This is a genomic window from Bacteroidales bacterium, from assembly GCA_022647615.1.
GTDB lineage: Bacteria > Bacteroidota > Bacteroidia > Bacteroidales > UBA932 > Egerieousia.
Genome location: JALCKZ010000001.1, coordinates 2,206,501 through 2,229,011, shown reverse-complemented (window position 1 = coordinate 2,229,011; position 22,511 = coordinate 2,206,501). Strand labels below are relative to the sequence as shown.

General features: G+C 33.6%; 20 protein-coding genes. 11 read left to right on the top strand and 9 right to left on the bottom strand.

Features of this window, described 5'->3' with window-relative positions:
- From LKM37_09575 to LKM37_09565, 3 genes are all read right to left on the bottom strand, one after another.
- On the bottom strand, positions 1 to 1,834 hold a 1,834-nt coding region (locus LKM37_09575), incomplete at its 3' end, for an SIR2 family protein (GenBank protein MCI1721232.1).
- Positions 1,812 to 2,777: a hypothetical protein gene (locus LKM37_09570; protein ID MCI1721231.1), complete on the bottom strand. Its 966-nt coding sequence runs from the start codon at positions 2,775 to 2,777 to the stop codon at positions 1,812 to 1,814. The genes LKM37_09575 and LKM37_09570, both read right to left, overlap by 23 nt.
- Before the next feature lie 407 nt (positions 2,778 to 3,184).
- Entirely contained in the window at positions 3,185 to 3,460 is a 276-nt protein-coding gene (locus tag LKM37_09565) for a hypothetical protein (GenBank protein MCI1721230.1), read from the bottom strand.
- A gap of 145 nt (positions 3,461 to 3,605) precedes the next feature.
- Here LKM37_09565 and LKM37_09560 point away from each other — a divergent pair, with 145 nt between their 5' ends.
- Together LKM37_09560 and LKM37_09555 are read left to right on the top strand one after the other, a co-directional pair.
- A complete protein-coding gene (locus LKM37_09560) occupies positions 3,606 to 3,809 on the top strand; it encodes a hypothetical protein (protein ID MCI1721229.1) in 204 nt (67 codons plus the stop codon).
- A 239-nt stretch (positions 3,810 to 4,048) separates the two neighbouring features.
- Entirely contained in the window at positions 4,049 to 5,014 is a 966-nt protein-coding gene (locus LKM37_09555; protein MCI1721228.1) for an Abi family protein, read from the top strand.
- Positions 5,015 to 5,359: 345 nt separating this feature from the next.
- Here LKM37_09555 and LKM37_09550 read toward each other — a convergent pair whose 3' ends face one another.
- The 4 genes from LKM37_09550 to LKM37_09535 all read right to left on the bottom strand — a co-directional run bounded on the left by LKM37_09550 (position 5,360) and on the right by LKM37_09535 (position 8,308).
- Positions 5,360 to 5,575 carry a hypothetical protein gene (locus LKM37_09550; protein MCI1721227.1) on the bottom strand — a complete coding sequence of 72 codons (216 nt, stop codon included), beginning with the start codon at positions 5,573 to 5,575 and terminating at the stop codon, positions 5,360 to 5,362.
- A gap of 309 nt (positions 5,576 to 5,884) precedes the next feature.
- Positions 5,885 to 6,589 carry a DUF6088 family protein gene (locus LKM37_09545; GenBank protein MCI1721226.1) on the bottom strand — a complete coding sequence of 235 codons (705 nt, stop codon included), beginning with the start codon at positions 6,587 to 6,589 and terminating at the stop codon, positions 5,885 to 5,887.
- 276 nt (positions 6,590 to 6,865) lie between these two features.
- On the bottom strand, positions 6,866 to 7,867 hold the full coding sequence (locus tag LKM37_09540) for a nucleotidyltransferase family protein (GenBank protein MCI1721225.1): 1,002 nt from the start codon (positions 7,865 to 7,867) through the stop codon (positions 6,866 to 6,868).
- 180 nt (positions 7,868 to 8,047) lie between these two features.
- Entirely contained in the window at positions 8,048 to 8,308 is a 261-nt protein-coding gene (locus tag LKM37_09535) for a WbuC family cupin fold metalloprotein (GenBank protein ID MCI1721224.1), read from the bottom strand.
- Positions 8,309 to 9,128: 820 nt separating this feature from the next.
- Here LKM37_09535 and LKM37_09530 point away from each other — a divergent pair.
- The 3 genes from LKM37_09530 to LKM37_09520 all read left to right on the top strand — a co-directional run bounded on the left by LKM37_09530 (position 9,129) and on the right by LKM37_09520 (position 10,733).
- Positions 9,129 to 9,500 (top strand): hypothetical protein, encoded by a 372-nt coding sequence (locus LKM37_09530; GenBank protein MCI1721223.1) that lies wholly within the window; start codon positions 9,129 to 9,131, stop codon positions 9,498 to 9,500.
- The gene (locus LKM37_09525; protein MCI1721222.1) at positions 9,500 to 9,727 is read left to right on the top strand and encodes a type II toxin-antitoxin system HicA family toxin; all 228 of its coding nucleotides are present in this window, start codon (positions 9,500 to 9,502) and stop codon (positions 9,725 to 9,727) included. The genes LKM37_09530 and LKM37_09525 overlap by 1 nt, the downstream gene beginning before the upstream one ends.
- A gap of 178 nt (positions 9,728 to 9,905) precedes the next feature.
- Positions 9,906 to 10,733, top strand: a complete 828-nt coding sequence (locus tag LKM37_09520) for a hypothetical protein (protein ID MCI1721221.1) — start codon at positions 9,906 to 9,908, stop codon at positions 10,731 to 10,733.
- 35 nt (positions 10,734 to 10,768) lie between these two features.
- On the opposite strand, the gene LKM37_09515 is transcribed toward LKM37_09520, so the two are convergent.
- Entirely contained in the window at positions 10,769 to 11,041 is a 273-nt protein-coding gene (locus tag LKM37_09515; protein ID MCI1721220.1) for a hypothetical protein, read from the bottom strand.
- Positions 11,042 to 11,866: 825 nt separating this feature from the next.
- Here LKM37_09515 and LKM37_09510 point away from each other — a divergent pair.
- From LKM37_09510 to LKM37_09485, 6 genes are all read left to right on the top strand, one after another.
- Positions 11,867 to 12,148: a hypothetical protein gene (locus tag LKM37_09510; GenBank protein ID MCI1721219.1), complete on the top strand. Its 282-nt coding sequence runs from the start codon at positions 11,867 to 11,869 to the stop codon at positions 12,146 to 12,148.
- A gap of 181 nt (positions 12,149 to 12,329) precedes the next feature.
- Complete coding sequence (locus LKM37_09505) at positions 12,330 to 13,022, top strand: hypothetical protein (protein ID MCI1721218.1); 693 nt, start codon at positions 12,330 to 12,332, stop codon at positions 13,020 to 13,022.
- 204 nt (positions 13,023 to 13,226) lie between these two features.
- Positions 13,227 to 13,865, top strand: a complete 639-nt coding sequence (locus LKM37_09500; protein MCI1721217.1) for a hypothetical protein — start codon at positions 13,227 to 13,229, stop codon at positions 13,863 to 13,865.
- A gap of 63 nt (positions 13,866 to 13,928) precedes the next feature.
- Complete coding sequence (locus tag LKM37_09495) at positions 13,929 to 14,129, top strand: KAP family NTPase (GenBank protein MCI1721216.1); 201 nt, start codon at positions 13,929 to 13,931, stop codon at positions 14,127 to 14,129.
- Between the two features lie 18 nt (positions 14,130 to 14,147).
- Positions 14,148 to 14,939: a hypothetical protein gene (locus LKM37_09490; GenBank protein ID MCI1721215.1), complete on the top strand. Its 792-nt coding sequence runs from the start codon at positions 14,148 to 14,150 to the stop codon at positions 14,937 to 14,939.
- A 25-nt stretch (positions 14,940 to 14,964) separates the two neighbouring features.
- On the top strand, positions 14,965 to 17,766 hold the full coding sequence (locus LKM37_09485; GenBank protein ID MCI1721214.1) for a KAP family NTPase: 2,802 nt from the start codon (positions 14,965 to 14,967) through the stop codon (positions 17,764 to 17,766).
- Between the two features lie 294 nt (positions 17,767 to 18,060).
- Here the strand turns inward: LKM37_09485 and LKM37_09480 are convergent, their stop codons facing one another.
- Positions 18,061 to 22,362 (bottom strand): ATP-binding protein, encoded by a 4,302-nt coding sequence (locus LKM37_09480; GenBank protein MCI1721213.1) that lies wholly within the window; start codon positions 22,360 to 22,362, stop codon positions 18,061 to 18,063.
- Positions 22,363 to 22,511 lie beyond the last annotated feature (149 nt).

The following is a 22,511-nucleotide window of genomic DNA, read 5'->3' as shown; positions in this document are numbered from 1 at the left end:
TTGCACTCAATCTTTTAATATTATTTAGACATACTTCTATAATATTAGAATCGTAATCTGTTGTATTATTAAATCTATTTAAGCAATTTATTATTACTGAGTTAATGTATGCATCATCATGAATCAATGACAATCCTTTACATATATAATTATATATTGGATTGAGAATTATATCATTCTTTTGAGGTGGCTTAGTAAAATAATCAGCAGTCAGAACTATTTGCTTAAAATATTTTATCCATTTTGTGTAATGGACGCATTTCATGAAATAAGGTGCTGCTACGTATATTGCTTCTTTTAAGTAATTTGGGGTTGTCTTTTCTGTGCATGTTTTTAGTAGAGTATTTAAGATTTTTGGTATTATGGACTTTAACCTTACTGAATAAATAAATTCCTGAGATATTTTTTTTATGAGTTTTTTATCAGAATAATATTGCAAAGAATAGAATAAACATGGGAAAGGATAATCCTCAAATAGTTTTTCGAAGACTTGTATCCAAATTCCTTTGTCAACAAAAGTGAAATTTAAACTAGTTGTAGGAATGCCAGTTTCAGACATGAATTGGATAAGTCTTATTGAGTTAATTTTTGATGCATCGTAATGGCTGAATCTATAGGTTATAGATGTGTCGCCATAAGGTTTGAAATCTTTGTTTTCTTTAATCCCTTCAGTAATGGTTTTAATTACATCATAATAAATGGCAATGTTTTTTTCATGTGGGTCACTTTTTGAAATTATTTTATCAATTTTTGCACTAACATTTTTGTTTTTTAACAACAATTGCCATCCAATTCTTGAAGCAATTTGAACAGCAAGTAAATATTCTTCAATATTGTCATTGCGATTTTCAATTATGGATTGAATATCCTCAATTTCAATTTTATCAGCCATTGATTTGATAAGGAACTTTTTTATTATCCATTTCTTGTCAATGGGTTTCCATGACTGTATTTCCTTTTGCGTTTTTTTGATATCAAGGTTTAATAGAAGACTGTAAATATATTCGTATCTCTCATCGTCATTGCTCGGATTTATGTCTTTTAGATGAACGGTTGAATTTAATAGGGATCTAGAATGTATATCTAACATTTTAAACATGTGATTATATACTTTGTCGCCTAGAGAGTGAATTTGTGATGTAAGTTCAGTAATTTCACTATATCCTTTCTTGTCAGTTGAATAATTGACTATGGACTCTAGTGGCATATGTTCTATTCGAACAGCATTGAACAAAAGCGATGCAATTTTATTGGTGACTTTTTTCTCTTTAATTTTCTTTTTTATGTCTGAAAATAAATCTGTCCTAGTATGGTCAATATCTTTATTAATACTTGAATAATTATTGTCAAATGACTCATTAAGTAGTTTTACATCATTTTGGCTTATCTGATTCCAGTCATGCTTAAAGTCACCTTTAATTTTGGTGATACTATCAATTCTATTCCACACATTCTCTATCTTATCAGTGCAGTTTGCTAATGCTGTCAAAAAAGATTTTATTTGCTGCTTTATCTCTTGCTGTTCTGGATATATGTCAGCAAGACAAATCGGTGTTATGTAATGGTTCTCAAATAGTAATTTTTTATCTTCTTCTAACACTGTATCACTTGGGTATATGTAATAAATGCGTTTACTGTTTTTGCTTGTCTCAAAATTTTTATCTAATATGTCTTTAACCCAATTAATCCATTCAAGAAAATTAGGATCATCTCCAGAAAATCCTATTAGGCAGAAACTCCCTTTTAAAAGGGCTATTTTCATTAAATTTACAAATGCCTCATGATTTTTGGGATATGATTCGTAGTCTTCTTTACTTAATAATGTATTGTACATGCCTGTCGTCATCAAACCCATATTTACAATCACTTACACCCTGTGACCTAATGCTTCCATGAAGTTTGTATATATTCAGTCCGGCACCAGATAGGGTAATGTCGCTTGCCTTTTCTATTAGCTTGTAACTAATACGTATTTCTGTATTAATGCTTCTTATTTCTTTTACAAAATCATTAATTGTATGCTCAACTATTTCTAAGTTAGAATTTAATAAAGATCTTATAATGATTACATCACTGCTTTTATCTTCGTCAATTTTACTTAAGTTTAAATGGTATTCTTCATTGATTTCGTTAATTAGCTTGTTGAAATTGGCGATATTCGATTGCAAGTTTAATGTTTGTGGTTGTTTATCACCAACTTCTGGCGTTGATTCAAACTGTCTAGTTATTATGTCTTTAAGTTTGGTCAATTCCTCTTTGTGCTTTTTTAGAATAGTTGATTTAATTGATAATGTGTTTAATTCTGAAGTGCGCCCCGATTGTTCGTCGCACCCGCTAATTAAATCAAGTGTATTGTCGTAGTTAAATGTGTAAATATTCTTTATTTTTAAGGATATTAGCAGAGAGTGACATTCCGGGTCAGCGTCAACTCTTTTTCCATCGTATTCTACATAGTATTTATTGTCATCTTTTACTAGAATTGGCATGTGTTTTTCTATGTACAAATCTATTGCTTCATGATATCCTTTGCGTCTAACATATTCGGATGCAATTTCTAGATATCCATGTTTTTTAATAATATCGCTAACCGTTTTTTTATTGCTAGATGATAATTCATCACTATACATTTCTAACACCATTTCAGTCAGCAACTCTTCCCACGAAGGGTATAGGATAGAAACATTTTTGCTAAAACCTGATCCAAGTATAAAAGAAAGCTCCCCATTATTAATTTTTTCCTTTATGTCCTTTATAATTTCATTGTATTCGATTTTCATAATTTTTGGATTTTCATTTAACAGTATAAAATTAGTTAGTCTTTATCTTTTTTATTTTATTGAAATGTTAATGTTGTGAACAAAAAAATTAACAACGTTCTCATTTGCAAATGGTAGCACATTTTGCGTTTTCATTCAGTTTGCATGTTCGTTGCGCTCGTATGTAAGATCTGTGCGGTGTTAGCAGCTGCTGTGCAGCTGCGGTTGCCTTGCCACAAAGCGGCAATGCAATTTGTGATTTACGAGGCTTCCGCCGCGAGGAATGCACGCGCTCCGCGCGGGCAAAAAAACGCTTCGCGTATTTTTGCCTTGTTATTTTTTCCGAAGTTTTTTTGCGATGATGATTTTCTGAAGAGGATTTCTGAAGAGGATAATTTATGAAAGTTAATCTAGTGATTAACAGCTGATCAGAATTTGTCTTTGAAGATAACGACGGTGCCGTTGATGATGTAATGGATAATGTAAATGATTGATTTGCTGGGGAACATGCGCATGAATTTCATGAACATCCTTATGGCTATTTTTAACGAGTGAAGTTTTCCGATGATGTAACCTTTTGGCCGTGAACCGTTTTCCGGATTGTAAAATCCAAAGTTTACTCCCTCGTATATTCTCTCCAGCACTTTTTCCCCCTTGCTCTTCCCGACGCTCGTAAAACGGGAAAAAATCTGTCGGGAGTCCAAGCGTGTCTACAGCAATATACCCAAAAATCTTCCACGCTCTCAGCAGGCCGCTCGTATGCTTTTTTTTATCGGAGAGATTGCATTTTATTTAAAAACTTAATTACATTTGTCGGACAATAAAATATTAATTCAAACAAGATAAAGTATGGCAACGAATACAAAACCTATTGAGCAGACACGCTTTGTAGTGTCCGGCAAGCCTGCAAGACGTCTTGTTTCCGATCTGTGTAAAGTGCTACTGGATGACTTTACTCCTAGTGAGAGAAAGAGGAGAGCGGAAAGAGAGAAGGAGCTTGCAGAAGTTAGAAATCAATTAGTTAGGAACGGTAATCCGTGGGGGATTAAGTAGATTTTCAATCACACAATTTTACATACGTATAAAATGCCGCACAAAGCGCGGCATTTTTTTGTGATTTACGTTTTGCTAATGCAGGCTGGATTTTGCAAAAGTGGGTGAGTGAGAGGGGGGAAAAAAATTTAATACGCCTTTGAGAGAATGATATTAATATGAGTTTAATAAGTTTTGTTTATTTGGCTCTTTGTCAGACATAATATTTCTTATTTTTGCTCTAGAATAATCGTGGTTATATGGATAGGATTAAGTATGATAAACCATCCCTTAATTTTAAGGAACAAGTTGATTTGCTGATAAAAAGAGGAATGATTATCGATGATAGGAAAAGGGCTGAAAGACTGTTGGCAAATATCAGTTATTATAGGCTTAGTGCATATATGTTGCCTTATAAGATAAATAAAGATGGCGTAATAATAGATAGATTCAGGGATGGTACAAATTGGAATGAAGTATACAGATTATATTTGTTTGATAGAAAACTTAGGTTGTTGGTTTTTGATGCTATTGAAAGAATTGAGATTGCCATTAGAACTCAGATTATATATCAATTAAGCCAGAAATATGGTTCTCATTGGCAGGATAAGAGAGAGATTTTTAAGGCACCTAGGGATATCATTACTAAAGACGGAATGTCTATTCATATTGATATATATGATGAGTTGCAAAAACACATTTCCAACCAGCTGATTAATAATCATGCGGAAGAATTTCTAGTACATTACCGGAATACGTATTGTGAGCCGGTGAACCCACCATCCTGGATGTGTGTGGAAATAATGTTTTTTAATCAGTTACTAAAAATTTGCAATGGGTTGAAGAAAAGGTCTGATCTTACAGATCTTTCTAACTATTTTTCATTACCTCCTTCAGCTTTTTGTTCATGGTTACACACACTTAATTTCATTAGAAATATATGTGCCCATCATGCCAGATTATGGAATAGAACTTTTAATATCGTACCTGAAAAACTTATACATGCTCAGCCTGGTAAGGTTTGGCTGAATGGAACTTCTGTTGTACAAACTTCTAGATGTTATTATTTGTTCAGTATAATCAATTACTTTTTACAGACAGCAAATCCTACCTCATCTTTTAAATTGAGACTGGTTAAATTATTGACTGATTATGAGGATGTTGTTAGTTTAAAAGTGCTTGGTTTTCCAGAAGATTGGAAGAAAGAAGAGATGTGGTCGGTATAATTTTTGCATATTAATTTTAAGTACGTGAAAGCAATTAATTGAATTTGTTTTGATAATTATTTTATTACCTTTGCGCCGTAACAAATTGCGAATAGTCTAACTAAGAGATATTAAGCCTCCCAGGCTTGCCGAAAGGCAGCACACTTGGGGGGCGTTCTTTATTTTATTTGTGATTTACGCGGCTGCCGCCGCGAGGAATGCACGCTCCCTACGGTCGCGGGCAAAAAAACGCTGCGCGTATTTGCCTTGCTATTTTTTTCGAAGTTATTTTTACGGTGCTGATTTTCTGAAGAGGATTTATGAAGAGGATAATTTATGAAAGTTAATCTAGTGATTAACAGCTTATCAGAATTTGTCTTTGAAGATAATGGCGGTGCCGTTGATGATGTAATGGATAATGTAAATGATTGATTCGCTGGGGAACATGCGCATGAATTTCATGAACATCCTTATGGCTATTTTTAACGAGTGAAGTTTTCCGGTGATGTAACCTTTTGGTCGTGAGCCGTTTTCCGGATTGTAATATCCAAAATTTCCACCCTGATATATTCTCTCCAGCACTTTTTCCCCTTGCTCTTCCCGACGCTCGTAAAACGGGAAAAAATCTGTCGGGATTCCAAGCGTGTCTACAGCAATATACCCAAAAATCTTCCACGCTCTTAGCAGGCCGGTCTTATATGGGGCGGCAATGAATACAAAAAAGAAAGCCCGAATTTCTTCGGGCTTTCAGATCTTTTTTTAAGTGCAGAGTATTGAACTGCTGCCAATACGGGCACTAACTGGGTACAAAAGTATTTCAAAAAAAATTATAAACAAATAATAAAAAGAAAAATGTGCAACGTTCTAGAAAGTCCAAAAGTTTTCTTTATTTTATTTTTCCGTCTTATAATCTAGGTTAAATCTTGTAGTTGGTAATAGAGTGGAAACTAGTTTATTACAATATTTATTGTAACCTGTGTCGTTCAATAAATCTGCAACTACTTTTCTGACTCTTGGCGGATAATTTTTGGATATATTAATGATTGTACTGATTTCTTTTTTTGAGTATTCTTTGAAATAAAAGTTCAGAATTTTATTGTAAACATCTTGCTGTGTTGTTCCGGGAATGTGCTTTATGTCTTTTATTGCATCTAGTATAAGCGCGTACTGTATGTTTTTTGATTCTTCTTGTATGTTGATGTAAGATTTAACACATTCAATAATAAGGTTATTAAACCTATGGTTGCGGGTTGGCTTTGTGGTGGCTATAGTAATAATTGATGGCACCTGCTCTGTTAATGACATTTTGTTGTATGCATAAATGCCTGATATATAACCATCTAGCTTTTTTGTGAGATAGTTAAGCTGTTCATCCTGATATACAGGTAGTTTCTTTAGACCCAGTCTTGATTCTTGCGGGCGATAGTATGCCCCTTTTCTTACTCTTATGATGGTGCCATCTTTGGCAAATTTTGATAATAGCACAGCTACATGTGCCATTTTATTTCTATAAAATGACAAATCATTGTAGGTAAAGATGCGGCCTCTTTCAATCTTTTCAATTTGAGAGAGTATGTGTGCCCTTAATGACTCCATTGCTTCATGTGTATTTGCAGTATTCTGTTGCAAATATAGTAAATTAATTTATGTTTTTACATGTAAAAACATAAATATTTGCATGCTCGCTATGCTCGCATGCAAGAGCGGTGCGATGTTAGCAGCTGCTGCGCAGCTGCGGTTGCCTTGCATACAAAGCATGCAAGGCAATTTGTGATTTACGCGGCTGCCGCCGCGAGGAATGCACGCGCTACGCGCGGGCAAAACGCAAGCGTTTTGCCTTGTTATTTTTTCCGATGGGAATTAATCCGATGATTATTTTTTATAATCTGTGAATAGGTGGTAAATACCTGAGAACCAATAAATAAATTGACTTGTCAAGGCGTCTTTTGGAAACAAGCTCATCAACTCGATGTACCATATATTCGTTCTCCAAAAGCCGTACATTTTGCCAACTATATATGACCTTGGCCGGTTCTTTTTATCTTCCGAATAAAATCCAAAATTTCCTCCCTGATATATTCTCTCCAGCACTTTTTCCCCTTGCTCTTCCCGACGCTCGTAAAACGGGAAAAAATCTGTCGGGAGTCCAAGCGTCTCTACAGCAATATATCCAAAAATCTTCCACGCTCTCAGCAGGCCGGTCTTTTTTAAGTCGGTTCCCAATTGAGTTGTATCTATCTCATTTTTATGCATATACATGAACCTGACCCAATCGCATAATTGGCGCAATCCAATACCGCCAGATATGAAATGATGGAAAAGATGGCTGAAAAGAAATACGGCATCAAATTGCGGGGGCGGGGTTTGGATTTTTTGCATAACGCAGGCTGGATTTTGCAAAACTGGTTGATTGCTAGTGCTTGGTAAAACCGACTGATTGCTAGGATTTTGCAAATATCTTTTTGTGAGCCGCTGGAAATATCTGTTCTCTATAGGGTTATAAAGGTAGTTGGCAAACTTGTGCAGCTCCACCTGGACGTCTCCGTATTGCATGTGATAATGCTTCACGGTTTCATTGGATTTTTGCGTTGTGCCAGCCGGATTTTGCAAAAGTGCCTTATTGCCAGAGTGCTGCAAAATGTCGATTGCTTTCTTGTAATTGGCCTCTCCAACGTACAGGTCAATGTCCCCGGACATGCGCTGCTCCGGCTTCCTATAGTTCTGCGCAACACCCTGACCCTTAAGAATTACTGATGGTATGCTATTGGAATTTAACAACTCCGTGATTTCTGCCAACGTAGCGTTCAGCTGTGCGTTTCTACGCGCAATCCTGACGGCGTCAAAATTGAGCCTTGTAAAGAAGGGGTTTGTCAATGGGGACTCACATTGTGGCCGCCAGCTCGTTCATTGCATCCGTGATGAGGGCCACAACGCACTGTTCCTTAGCCATTTTAACAATGGCCGGCCAATCCGCTTTTGCGAACTGTTGCGGGTCCGGATGCGTGCCCCACAGGCCGCACTTAAGAAGCGATATGAATTGGTGTTGGGTAGGGGTCATTTTGTGGGGTAAAGGTAAGGAAATTTCTGCCCCTTAGGAATATTAACACCATAATTACCTGTCGCTGAGCCCAATATATACCTCTCCGTAACTTCCTTCTTGTCATTATACGCGGTCACCTCAATCTTCCCGCGCAACAAAATCTGCGTTTCATCCGACTGCAAGTGCCTGTGAATAGGCATAATAGTATCGGGCTCCATAGCGTTAAGAAGCCGCTGAGACTTGGACTCCGGCGATTCATGAAAGTTGTGATTCATGCGGAGGCGAGGGGATTGCTTGGCTTGGGCGGTGATGGTGTCTAGGAGAGGGGTGTTGATGAGGTGCATGGTTTGTTTGTTGGTTTGTTTGATGGTTGGTTGTTGGTTGGTGGGGCAAAGGTAGGGATTTTTGGGAGGCGTTAGGGGGTTTGCTGACGCAGGCTGGATTTTGCAAAAGTGGGTGAGTACTAGGGGGTTAGGAAATGTTTGTTACTGGTGGCCTGTTGTGGCAGAACTTTGAAAAACTAACTGATTGTCAGGCGGTTGCAAAATGTCGCTCAGCATTGCTTATGCGCTGGGTGTCTTTTTGTATATGCCTGATTGCCTGCGAGTTTTGCAAAATCCAGCCTGACCTTTCTTGCAGGTTCTTTTGACTAGCGGTGTTCTGCAATACGCTGTTTTCCAATGCTTTTTGCAAAGTTGTGGCACAACTTGATTTTGCGATTCCTGATTCCATGTGAGGAAGCTGGTGTTTGTTGTGTGATAGAACTTGATTACAGATTTTGCTTGCGCTGCTGGCCAGAGGTTGCTCTGCGGCTCTTCCGACGAGCTATTATTATTCATGTGCACTTGCCTCGAGTTCCTGGCAAGCGCACATGCACGCACAAAGCCGCCGACCTGAGGCGGGTTTGGCGTATGCCTCTAGAACGGGGAGGATTGGGCTGTCGGGATAAAAATTTTATTAACTTTAATAAACCAACCTAAATATGATTGATCTATATGCTTATTTTTTCAATTGTTAATAGTGCTAACATTTTGTAGGAAGTGTTTAAGATTTTTCGAAAAATGAATTATATTTGCACCAAAAGGTGGAGGAAATATGGGCGTAGTTTCTGGAAAAATTAAAACCAATAATAAAGAGATAAGGGTAAGACTGTCTTATATCCTTTTTGAAGATGGAGGTCAGACGGTTGTTTATTGTCCTGCCCTTGATGTCTATGGTTATGGTGCTGACGAAAGAGAGGCAAAGGAGTCTTTTAAGGTTTGTATGAGCGAATTTTTTAAGTATACCCTGAATAAAAAGACTTTTGAAGATGTGTTGTTTCAGCTAGGCTGGCAAAAAAAATCTAAGAAATATACACCACCTTTGTTCTCTAATCTTTTATCTAAGAACAAGACTCTTAGTGAAATATTAAATACTCGTCCTTTCAAAAAAGTTGATACTAGTGTTCCTATGCCAGCTTTTGCTTAATGGGAAAGGTCCAAAACGTTGATCTTAAGGATTTCAGATCTTTTTTGACTGAAAAAGGTCTGAAAGTTATACGCACAGGTGGCGGACACGAAGTCTGGTCAAGAAAGGATCTCAAGCGTCCCGTTGTTTTGCAATCCCATATTTCACCTGTTCCGGAATTCATCATATTGAATAATTTAAGGACTATTGGTTCTACAAAGAAGGAACTATTGGATTTCTTGGAATAGGGTTGGTCTTTGTATTTTTACTTTAATGCTCATTAGATTATAGATTTTGCCTGCGCTGCTGGTCAGAGGTTGCTCTGTGCACCTCTAGCGAGTTTTGGCGTATGCCTCTAGAACGAGGATGATTAGCTGTCGGGATAAATTGCTAAATTTGACTAAAATAACTTTTAAAATATAATATATGGAATACGTTGAAGACATGACATTTCTTGAATATATTCAACATAATGTTGAGTATATCAATAATTTTGAACAAGGACCTTTTCAATGGAAGTTTAGAAATAATGGCGATATGTTTAGAAGCATTCACGATGCATTAAATGATTTTCCCGAATTTGCTGCTATAGAACCGTTGCTTAATGATGAACTTACAAGAGAAGATGTCGCAAACTATTTCCAGCAAGGAAATAATTATGTTGGCTTAATAACTACTGTTTTATGGGGAGGCGGGCACAAAGGTGCTAATAATAATTTTAAACACATCCTTGAAGAAGGGGAAGATAGTATATATAACAAAATAGCTAAAGTTAGAAATATACTTGAAGGTGCTAACAATGATAGTATTATTGAGGCGTTTAATTCTATGATGAATGGAGGAGAAAATCATATAAATGGACTTGGTGAAAGCTTCATTTCAAAAGTATTATATTTTCTGAGATTCAATCATGTTGATGAAATTCAACCTCTTATTTTTGATAAGTTTGCCATGTGTTTTCATTGTGCAATGCTAATTGACGATTTACATATGGATGCGAATCAAATGTATGCGCTTAATAATGAGGGAAATCTGATTTTAAGAGATCGAAGAATATTTAATCATGTGTACATCGATTACTGCACTAGAATGCATAACATTGCGAATCAATATAATATTAAAAGAGCGGACAAGTTAGAAGCGGCATTATTTGGAGAACCAACTAGAGGCGCAGGACTTAATAATGCTAACCCTAGATTTTTTGCCAGGGAATATGTAAATGATTATTTCAGGCATCCAAATAGGCATAATTAGCACACAATAGTTGGGATATAAACAATTAGATGTCTTCATTCTTTTAATTTATCGTTGCTATCCGTGTCCATATTGTTAAGGGTTTTTATGTTTTGTTTTTGCTGGATACTTTTTTCTAATGATGAGAGCATTTCATTATCTGCAGAACGTGAAAGGAGTGGTCCTATATCGATAAGCGATTCTCTTAGTTTATCTAATGTTTCAAAGGCAGTTATCCTATGTATATTTTGCGAAAGAGTTTTAAGAGAGTTTATTGTGCTATTTGGTAATTCAAATGTGGATAATATATTTTTTTGTATTTCGCCCAAAGATTTTAATTCTTGAATCGTTTTAGTGGAAATCTCTGCAGTTTGCGACCTGTTGTGTCAGAACTTTGAAAAACTAACTGATTGTCAGGTGGTTGCAAAACGTCGCTCAGTGTTGCTTGTGCGTTGGATGTCTTTTTGTATATGCCTGATTGCCTGTGAGTTTTGCAAAATCTAGCATGGCCTTTCTTGCGGGTTCTTTTGCCTAGCATGTTCTGCAATGTGCTGTTTCCTAATGTTTTTTGCATAGTTGTACAACAACCTGATTTTTGATTTTAAGTGCGCTGCTGGCCAGAGGTTGCTCTGCGGTTCTTCCGACGAACTATTATTATTCATGTGCACTTGCCTCGAGTTCCTGGCAAGTGCACATGCACGCACAAAGCCGCCAATTATGGGCGGGTTTGGCGTATGCCTCTAGAACGGGGGAGGATTGACTGTCGGGATAAAAATGAGTCTGTTATTTATTAAAATGCTGGTGCTTAAAATAATAGGTTTATTCTTGCAATTATTTTTATAACTTTGGAATCGGAACCAATAATCTATTACTCTATGAAAAAACTAATAATTATTCTGTTCTCTTTATTGTCGTGTTTTCCGGTTTATTCTCAGTCTAGATCTGAGTTATTAAGAACAAATAAATCTCTTAATGATAGCATTGGTGCCTTAACGCTATCATTATCTTCTAAGGACCAAATAATTGCGCAAAAGGATAACGAAATAAATATGCTGCGCTCTAAGATTAATGATGTTCTCAGTATTTTATCTACAATTCCCGAGGTCGAGGCTGTTCCGGTTAACAATACTATAAGTCAGGGAAATAAAGACACTATGGCTTTCCGTCAATGTAAGGCGATTACTAAGAAAGGAACAAGGTGTACAAGAAGGGCAGACCCGGGAAGCGATTATTGTTGGCAACATAAGGGCAATAGTTCCGATAATTCCATCTATCGATCTAAATCTGGGACAACGTCATCATCACAGTCATCACCTTCTTCTGCGAGTTCATCTGAAAATGGAACCAACAGTTCAGGTTATCAAATTTACACTGGACCAAGAGGTGGCAAGTATTATATCAATGGGAGCGGTAGGAAGGTGTATGTGAGGAGATAGGGGAAAAACATGGCGGTTCTGGCGTTCATTGTACGACTAAGAATTTTATATGTGTCTATAAGGAACAAGGAAATGATACTTTATAGTGGATGTGTCTGACTTGTTGTATAAGCGCGAATGACGATATTTTAAACTAAAATGTGGCTCTCATTTCAATCCACTAAATATTTTTAACAACAAAATGTGTAAAAAAATTAAATTAATCTCACATAAATGGTGGTTTAGAAATTTGGTTATAATTTTTTTGACGGTTTTTGTTACAAAAGCATGTGATAGACTTTTCCCTAGTAGAACAATTTTTATTCATGAAAAACCCGATACAATAAATGTTGTATACAGTTATAAAAGTAATCATGATAATAACATCGCCATTTTAAATTCACTTAAAAATAGTGATTTGCAAGGCAAATTAGATGAAAAAGTGCATAAATTAAATGAGCGAGAGGTAAATGAAAATAATGACAGACGTTTTGAAAATTTTGCAATTGATGGTATGAGCTTGCAGCCGAATATGCCTTTACCAAAAAGTGTCTTTAGTCGTATGGGATATACCATCGGAGATGCTTCTCCATATTTTTCTGGGACAATTTCTTCTACGAATAGCAAGTACATAGATTTTAAGTATGCTTTTTTTAATGATAAGATAATTAAAAGGATTTATTGCCTAGGAATTAAAATTAGTAATTTGGATAAAAATGGAGCTTATGTTATGGATACTGATTATGAAGTTAGGGAAGCTAATAATTGGATTAGGGTATTGAATACACTAGAATCTGGTAAGTATGAGGTGAATATGGGGTTTACATTTATTGCAGATAAAGATGAAAAGTATCCAACTTTTTATAGATTAAAAATGGTGATAAAAAAGCCTTAATTTTTTATTACTAAGATATAGCTTGCATTGCTAAACATTTTATAAGGAGATATTTTGGATATAGTGAGGTAAATGTTTTCCAAAATAGGTGTGAATCTGTCAATTTATTCGTAAACTTCAAGCAGTAGAATAAAATGAGGATCTTAATGTTAAAAATTAAATTGGAGTACAAGAAATAGAAATTATTTATAAAATCATTTAATTATGGAAAATGAGTTAAAAGTTTCCTTGACTGGGTTTATGAGATACATAAACAAAACTGCAGGAGGCAAAATTTCTGCTGCCAAAAGAGTAGTAGAGAAAATTATTGAGGGAGAATATGATGCCAAAACGGATTATTGGCGCAGGTTAAGGCAGGCTATAATAAGTTTCCATAAGAATGTGGGGAGTATAGATGATTTAAAAGAAGTTGCTGGAAATGTCCATGAAACTAAGCAAAACAATTATAATAAGGCAATAAGTGGTTACATTAATTTCCTTGGACATAAGAAGATTGCATGGATTGGAGAACCTCCTAAGATAAAATGGCGGGTAGGTGGTCTTATAGTTTCCCTAAATCCGGAGTTAGGGCTGATGCTAAGAAATAAAAAATATTACGTAAAGCTGTATATCGATTCGCATGATGAAAATGCGTTGAGCCGAGGACAGGCGGATATGATAATTGCTTTGATGGAACATGAGTTAAAAAAGAATATTGATGAAGAAATTTCATTTGCTGTAATCGATGTGGTGCGAGGTAAGTTTTTTGATTCAAAAAGACAGAGGAATAATTTGTATGATATGTTAGTTGCTGAAGCTAAGTCTTTGGAATTTCTTTTAAGAAGTATTATCGGGGATGAATAATCGTTTAGTCCTTATGTACTAAAAAGTTATTAGCAATATTTATGATATTAATCTGATTTTAATGTGAAGGCAAAACATAATGATTTTGAAATACCTGCTGATAATCCGTTTGTAAATGACAAATTCAACAGAGAGCCCAATGCGGTAGCGTTAACTAATGTTATTAGAATTTATCAAGAAGGTTTCACATTGGCAATCAATGGTGCATGGGATACTGGCAAGACAACTTTCATCAAAATGTTAGTAATATTTGAGTCATATTAATATCGTTAACTCTGAAATATGAAAAAAATAATTTACACTAAGGGAAATATTATAGGAAAAAGTGGCTTGAATATGGCTTTGGATTTTTATGCGGGTGTGACTGAGGACGATATAAATAAGATTGGCCCTGAGTATGACATTGAAAGAGTAGAAGAAGATATTTGTTTTTCAGATAAAAATCCATCCTTGCCATATGTTATATATTGCGGCGGTTCTGGTGTGGTTGCTTATAATTGCGGTAATATTTTTATAAATATTAATCCCAAAGATGCTATAATCAACTACAAAAATGATATAAACGAGATCTATTCAATTTGTATGGACTGGAAAAATAGGGAACATAATAATACGTTTATGAAGCTGCTCTATTTGGGCATTTTTTCAGCATATGAATGTTATATTGTAGATACTTTAACAGGTCTTATATTGGGAGAAGAAATCAACTTTAACAAATACACGAAGTCTTTAAAATTTACTGATGATCAGAAGTCGGGTTCTTTAGAAAAAATTACTAAATCTTTAAGGAAGACACAAGTGTCTGATGCACCGCGACTTGTTAACTTATTTAAAAAGTTTACTGGTCTGGAATTAGAGATTGATCTCTTTAATAACATGGAGAAAATGTATGATATAAGGAATAGCATTGTGCATAGGGGAGGTCGGTCTGTACATTATGGCTATTCATTAAAGAACATTGAATTGACGAGTAAGGAGATAGATGAGTTGGTGAACGCTTGTAATATCATTGTCGAGGCCATCAATAGAAAGGCTGTGAATAAAAAAATGTTTTATAATGGCTTATTTGACTGATAGGCCCCAAATTAAAGATTAATCCATGAATGTTAAAAAATGCAGTATTACTATTAAGCATTATAGCTTTAAGTCATCCATTCTAAGGGTATTAATTTGGCTAACTGGAAGAAACGCTTTTTTATGTTATTTATGTTGTGCTGTTGCATGCATAATTATTTCTAATAAAGTTTTTGTTATTGAATTTATTCATAAGTATGTCGAACCAATTGATATTCTCAAAAGCAAATTAACTGGAATATTAATTACTGTTGTTTTTATCTTGTATATTATCAGGTGGATGCATAAATCTTGGAAGAAACTATATGTCGGTAATGCAACAATATTTGCGATTTTTACTGTGCTAGTCATCCATGTGTTTTATAGGAGTGATGTAAGTCTTGTGTACGATAAAATATTTGGAATGGCTTATTTAGATATTTGGTGTTTTGTTATAGTAGCAATGTTGATAGAAATGATTTATAACCGGTACATTTTTTATAAGGCAAAAATCATTTCAAAAGATGTTTATATGACGGATAGAGTGCATTTATTGCCTGACGACCCAATCAAAGATACTGAGCAAGATAAATTAGATTTTAAAGAACATGCGGAATTTATTATAAATAAAGTATTTACATCAGGCTTTAAAAAATCCTTTAGTATCGGAGTGATATCTCCATGGGGTTATGGCAAGACATCTTTTATGAATGTGATGAAAGATGTTATAAAAAAATGTTACTCGAATCGTAGTATTATTATTGACTTTAATCCGAGACAATCAAAAGATTGTGAGTGTATCCAAGAAGATTTTTTCAATGAATTCTGTTTGAAATTAAGCGATTATAATAATGACGTTAATCCTCTAATATCTAGATATATTCGTTCTTTACGTATTTCTTCTAGGTTTAGTCTGATGGGAACTGTTGAAATGCATATGCGTTTAATGGATACTAAAAAATTGAAGGATTTTATTAATATATCTATAGAACGAACTAAAAGGATAGTTTTTGTGTTTATTGATGATTTTGACAGACTTACTGAAAATGAAATTATTGCGGTGCTTAAGCTGATTGATAGAAACGCCTCTTTTAAAAATACTGTATTTGTTACTGCGTTTGATGATGGATACGTTAATAAGACAATCGGCAAAGCGTATGCAAAAAATGAATATTTTATCGATAAGTTTTTTAATATGGAATATAAGATTCCTGTCAGGCCGTACACAAAGTATCTGAATCTTTTGTATGGTTATATCTTGAATGCTATTGATACCTCAGAAGATTCACTAAGCATTCGTACTAATCTTCTGAAATTCTTTGATAATAGCATTTATTTATTTGAAAGCGTGTTGTATAATATTCGTGACATGAAAAGGTTTTATAACCAATTTATTAATGACTATATGCCGTTCAAGAGTGAAGTTAAGTTGCAGGATTTTATTTTATTATCACTTATCAAGTTTAGGTTTTATGATGAATTTGTGAAATTGTTTCATAAAGAATACATCACAAATGATTCCTATAATCCTTTTGAAGCGAATTCGTATTTTACTTTGAAACAAAAGTATGAAGAAAATAATGAAGATTCCGGTAAAAAAGATAAGCCTGAGATTGCAGATGTAGTGTGTCCACAATCAATAAAAATTTTGAGGCGTCTTTTCCCAAAGGTTGGTTACACGAATTTTTTAGATAGCTATTTATCTATTTCTTCTGTCTCCGCATTTGACTCATATTTTTATACTGCTATATACAAAGGCATTGAACAGAAAGAATTTATTGCATTATCTAAATTAAATGATAAATTATTTTATGATAAGCTTTATGAATGGCTAAATTCGGGGAAGTCAAATTATGTCATTGAGTACATCACTTCTAATCCTATTAATTCGGATGGGTATGCACATTTCGATTCAGATGAAAGTAAGGTACTTTATTTCCTTATTTTAACTTTTTACTATTCTTCTATACTTAAAACACCTGATAGGGATTTAACCCATTATTCTTTTTCAATCACTAACAAGCGTTCATACAAAAATTATTTTGACTTTAATTTAAAATATGAAGTATACAAACAACTATTGTCAATTGCTGTTTCTGGAAATAAATATTACTTTCCATATAGATTCGTAGGCTTTATGCTGAGAAGTACAATAACTCATGAAGACAATGATTATGCCTGTATCTTTTCAAAGGAAGAATTGCAATCTATAAATTTTGAGATGTTAAAGAGGTATCTTGCTCAAAACAAGACAATGAGCGTAGTCCATTATTTTGTTTTTGAAAGCTGTATTGAAAATATCGAATTAACAAATGATACGCGAAAAGTTACAATAATGCCAGGAGCTTGTGATGTATTTAGAGAATTTATTGAAAATGATCCATCTTTTTATCTTGATAATTTTATCATTGATAATAGCACCGCTAATAATGGTGTAGAGTTGTCTTGTCAGTCGTTCTGTCGGCAAATTTTTAAGATCCCCAATGTGTTAGGTTCGCAGGATGATTTTATTAAACTCGTGAGTTCTGTAAACAAAGGTAAAAAGTATGATAATTTGATAACTTTATGGAAGCTTTATAAAGCTAATGATTATAAAGTACTTACTGTTATCAATAAACATTTTACCCGTCTCGAAGATAAGATAACTTGCGTTAAAGAAGTTCAGTCAAAATTAAATCAATTCCATGTCGATTTATACGATATTGTAAAAAATCATAGTAAGATAAAAGAAAGCACAATATCTGAGATTCAAAAATATATGATGGATGTCTTTTGCTTTGATAAGACGAAAGATGATATTTCTAAACTCATAGATGTTATTAGACAACAGAATTTGATATCAGAATAGTATGTTTATTTTGTTTTGATATAATACTTCCGTCTAAGAATTTAAATTATAGTTTAATACTTTGCCTAAAAAACTGTACTTAATTTGTTAATACAAGATGAATTTTGTTGTTATGTTGCTTGGAATCGGCTCTACTTGTCTCTAGCCGATTGAAACTGGCTTAGGCGTAACAAATGGAATAGTTTTTTTTTTGGGGGGGGGGAAAAAAAAGAAACAATTGCTAAATATTGATAAACCCTAATCGGATTATTCTAAAATATTTTTTTTCTTAAATCTGTTAAGATTAACCACATATCAATATGTGTTAAATTCTGTCATTGTCATTGCGTCATTAATCTCATATACATTTCCATGTAACATTAATTCATCAAATGTGTCCATTATTTCCTCCATTGATGTAACGTCATCTTCCTCTTTCAAACATTTGTAAATACTTAATAGTACCTCTAATATGTTTTTATCGTAATATCCTGTGCTTACATTTGTTGAAGAGATGATTGCCTTTATGCTTTTATAACATTCTGATGGATAAGTATTAGAACTTTTTTTAATGTAATCAAGGACACCATACATATTATCTCTCTTGAAACGTTTTATTGACAAAAACAACCACGTGTTGAATAAGGGAAACTCATCTACTGGGAGAGAACTGCAATGTCTCATGTAAGTTGTTAAAATCTCATCTCTTTCATCATTTCTATATTTTATTAATAATAGCTTTGATAATGAGTGATATGTGGCATCAAATATGTTCTCCATTGACATTTGAATTAGTACAGATATAGCACTTAAGTTATTGTCAAGCAAAAGTGTATCTAATAGTACTTTTGATTCTTCTTTTGATTTTTCATATCCGCATCCCCAAAATAATATATTTGATAGCAATCTTTGTGCGCGTTTATGGTGTAGTATTGATCTTAAGTATGGCAATATGATTTTAGGTTCGTCATGCAAATACTTATTGATTATTTCTGGGCGGATTAATAAAAACTCTGATATTGGTTCGCTTGTATATATTGTTAAGAGTGAAGGGAATAAGAAATCATTATAATACTCCTTATAATAAATATTGTAAATAACTACTAGTTGTAATTCTGGACATAAAGAGGGGTATAACTCTGTAAGATATTTATATATGGTTGCCTGTCTTTTTTTTATCCCGCATATTTTAATGAGTGCTTCGATTGCATTTCCTTGCTCTGAATTAACTCCACTCATTAATAAATCGCTAGTGCCATCTATTTCATGATTTTCTATGTCAGTGCTATATTTTGATTCTTTAAATGTTGAGGTAATAACTTTTTTGAGAAAAATAATAATATCATCAATAAACCAACTTTCATTTTTTACGAGTAACCCAATTATGTTAAAAATTTGGTTTGAATATGATGTCTTATCATCAAGTATTTGTTTAAATAATGGAAAAACGTCAACCGGATTGCAGTGGCCTTTTAATAGGCCTAATATACCTGATAATCTATAGCAAACGTTAATCTTCGTATTCTGTGATATTTGTTTTATGAATGGAAAGAATTTATCGGGTTCTTCTGAAACGCACTGTTCAAATTCTTTTGAATGTATTCTTAAGTCAAGATGTCTTAGTTGTCCTTTACTTGAACGACTATTTTCTTGTAATTGTAAAAACGAGTTTAGCCAAGTCTTTTTTGAAAACAATTTATATTTATCATGACTTGTAATTCCACCACAAATAGATGCCATAGAAACATCATATATTGGTTCTACATTTGTGCAAGAGAAGGGGTATTTTCTGTCTAGTTCACCTCGTATTTTTTTTATCTCTCCAGTTAACTCCTCTTCTGGAATTGTGTAAATTAACTCTCTTTGCCTACAATGTAAATACGGATAAGGTTGCTGATTATCATTTTTCTCTTTGCCGTTTGTGAGGTAATCTGTTTCAGACTTAAAATTTAACACAAAATCACGAAATGACTCTTTTTCATTTTCATTTAGCACTTTAAATGTTTTTCCCAATAATAATCTCAAATAATAGCTTGTCGCTTGATGAGATAACAGTAGATCAATCAATTTGCTATTATAATAAATTTGAGAGATCTCTTTTATAAACTCTCTTGGCTCAATTTCCATTACTTGAAATGCGATGATGTAAGTAGTAACAGAACGGTAACTTAAATAGAATTTGACTTCCTGATGAACGGAATCAGCATTGCTATTAATATTGTTTTGTAAAATTTTAATTAACCATTTTATAACTTGATTGTTATTCGCATCGTGAAGAATCCCATAAAAAATGTTGTCTATTCGGAGAGAGTTTTTATCAATAGCAACTGATGATTTTTGTATCACACAAATTATAACATCTTTTAAAGTATGGTAAAAAGTTAGTGCATCCTTGTTGTATAGTTGTTCGCATATATCGAATATAAAATAGTGCTTTTCATACTGCTGTCTTGGATTTCCTTGCTCTAAAAGTAGCTGTTTTAATATTTCTCCAGTTTCATCACATGCAAAAGTGATATTACTTGCTATAGCATTTTCAATATAAACATGATCATAATTTTTTGATTTACTATAAAAGAAGTGATACCACTTTTGGACTTCAGCTAAGCTGTAATCTTTCGTAAACCATAATACACGTTTTGCAGTCTCATTTTTTGTTACGGAATCTCTTATAGTGCCCACCATTAGGTATACTTCATTAGGTTTGATAGCAACATAATGGAATAAAAATTGCCAAATATCTGAGCAGTTGTGGCTATTAATCATTAAATCCTCTACGTCGTTCTGAATATCCCTCTTAATTTCATCAAACCATTCTAAAGAATTCACTTGTTTTACAAAATAATAGTATAAGTCACTGTCGTTTTTCCTTAACGATAATAGTAATTTTTTTTCAAGAGGTGTTATTTCTGTGTAGGTGCATAATAGATTTAAAACTAACAGTTTAATATGGGTACGTACTTTCTCAGATGCGAGCAGTGCTTTTACCTCGCTGTTATATTTAATATTATCATATTCTCTATAATAGTCAAGCATCAGTTTAACTGTAGTTCTAAGGAATAGGCCCTGATGCTCCCTCACTATATCTTTAACAAATGATTGATTGGATACAATATATTTTCTTGCTAAAACATAATCATAAAAACTTTGATGAAAGAAATGTATTTTATTTTCGTTATAACAAATAATTCCATTGCTTGCTAGTATCTTAGTCTCTTCTTCATTATTGTCTGTAACTGTCCAATTGATATTTAAAGTTTGTGCATCCCTCATTTTCTTTGCAATGTCAAACAATACTGGTTCTATATTAGTTTTTTTATTTTCATTCTTAATATCTCTCCATAGTTCGTCATATAAGTCTATAAAAGAATTATAATTTTTAGTAAGTCCATTGATATTGTAAAGCCTGCAATACATGTCTAAGTATTGTGGCGTTCTAAGCAATTCGATAGTTGATGGAGATAACTTTGCAGATAAATTTCTCTGAAGTTTTTCGAGAATACCTTTTACATCATTACATGTAAGGGGTTGGAGCATTATAATCTTATTATTTATCAGATTGCTAAGTGATGGATCATATTTTAAATCAAACTTTCTGCATGAAATAACAACTCTAATGTCCTTAATGTGGTTGGATGTGGCGAAATTGTTTATTAAGGCTAAGTAACTGTTTAGTTCCATTCTATCGTTAGAAAGATTTTGCGACAAAGCATCTATTTGGTCAATTATTAGAACTGATTTATCATTATATGAAGAAATATAACCGAAGTCTTCGCATAAACATTCTAACTCATTAGCATTCTGTCTTTTAGTGATATTATGCATGTCGGCTTTTATTGCCATATAAGAAATATTATTTTCAGACAATTTATTTATTAGTTGCTTAAGTACTACACTCTTGCCTGTCCCGGCATTGCCTACGAGTAATGCTATATTATTTTCCCCACATAGTGGACCACTTATCCATTTGTATAGGTCTAAGACTTCTTTTCGATCTATGTAAGAATTTGGAAGACCAAAAAAAATATTTTTTACATTGTTAAACGATCTGAGAAGATTCTTTATTTTTCTGCTTACTTCTGTCTTCCGATCAATAATGGAAGACATTTTTTTATGATAGATTTTTCTCCATATCTCAATCGTTAGATTAATGTTTTCCCTACAGGCAATTTCAGAGTTGTTAAAAACATAGGTATAACTTTCTTGTAACCCATTATTCGCACACATCTGAATGTAATCAGAGTCTATATATTTCCAGTATATTTTTTTTTCTTCATAATCTGCTGCGATAAATATAACTACTTCTCCTTTCATCCTTTCAGCGTAGCCAAGTATATATGATGGGATACGATATTTTGAAAGTCCCCTTTCTGATTTTGGGTAGCTTTTAATTTGAAAAGCTAATTTTTCGCTGATACTGCCCCCCTCATCCGTCAGTTCAAAATATCCATCAATATTAGGGTATTTACCAGACCTTTCATCCAATTTTGAGTTTGTGCCATGCAATAGATTTCTAAGGCACAATAAGGCGTCTGTGTCCTTATCATCTGAATCATATTTTGACTTTTTACATGAAAAAATATAAATGGATTTTTTTTCTTTCATATCGAATTTCATTGCGGTTGAATTATTTCTAACTAACTGAATAAGTAAATTCAAATTTAGACTATTTCTTTTAATCCTGTCAGTATAATTAGAGTTTTTGGATGCATGGCTTTTACCTAACTACGTAGTTACTACTTTGCTGCGGTTGCTTGCATACAAAG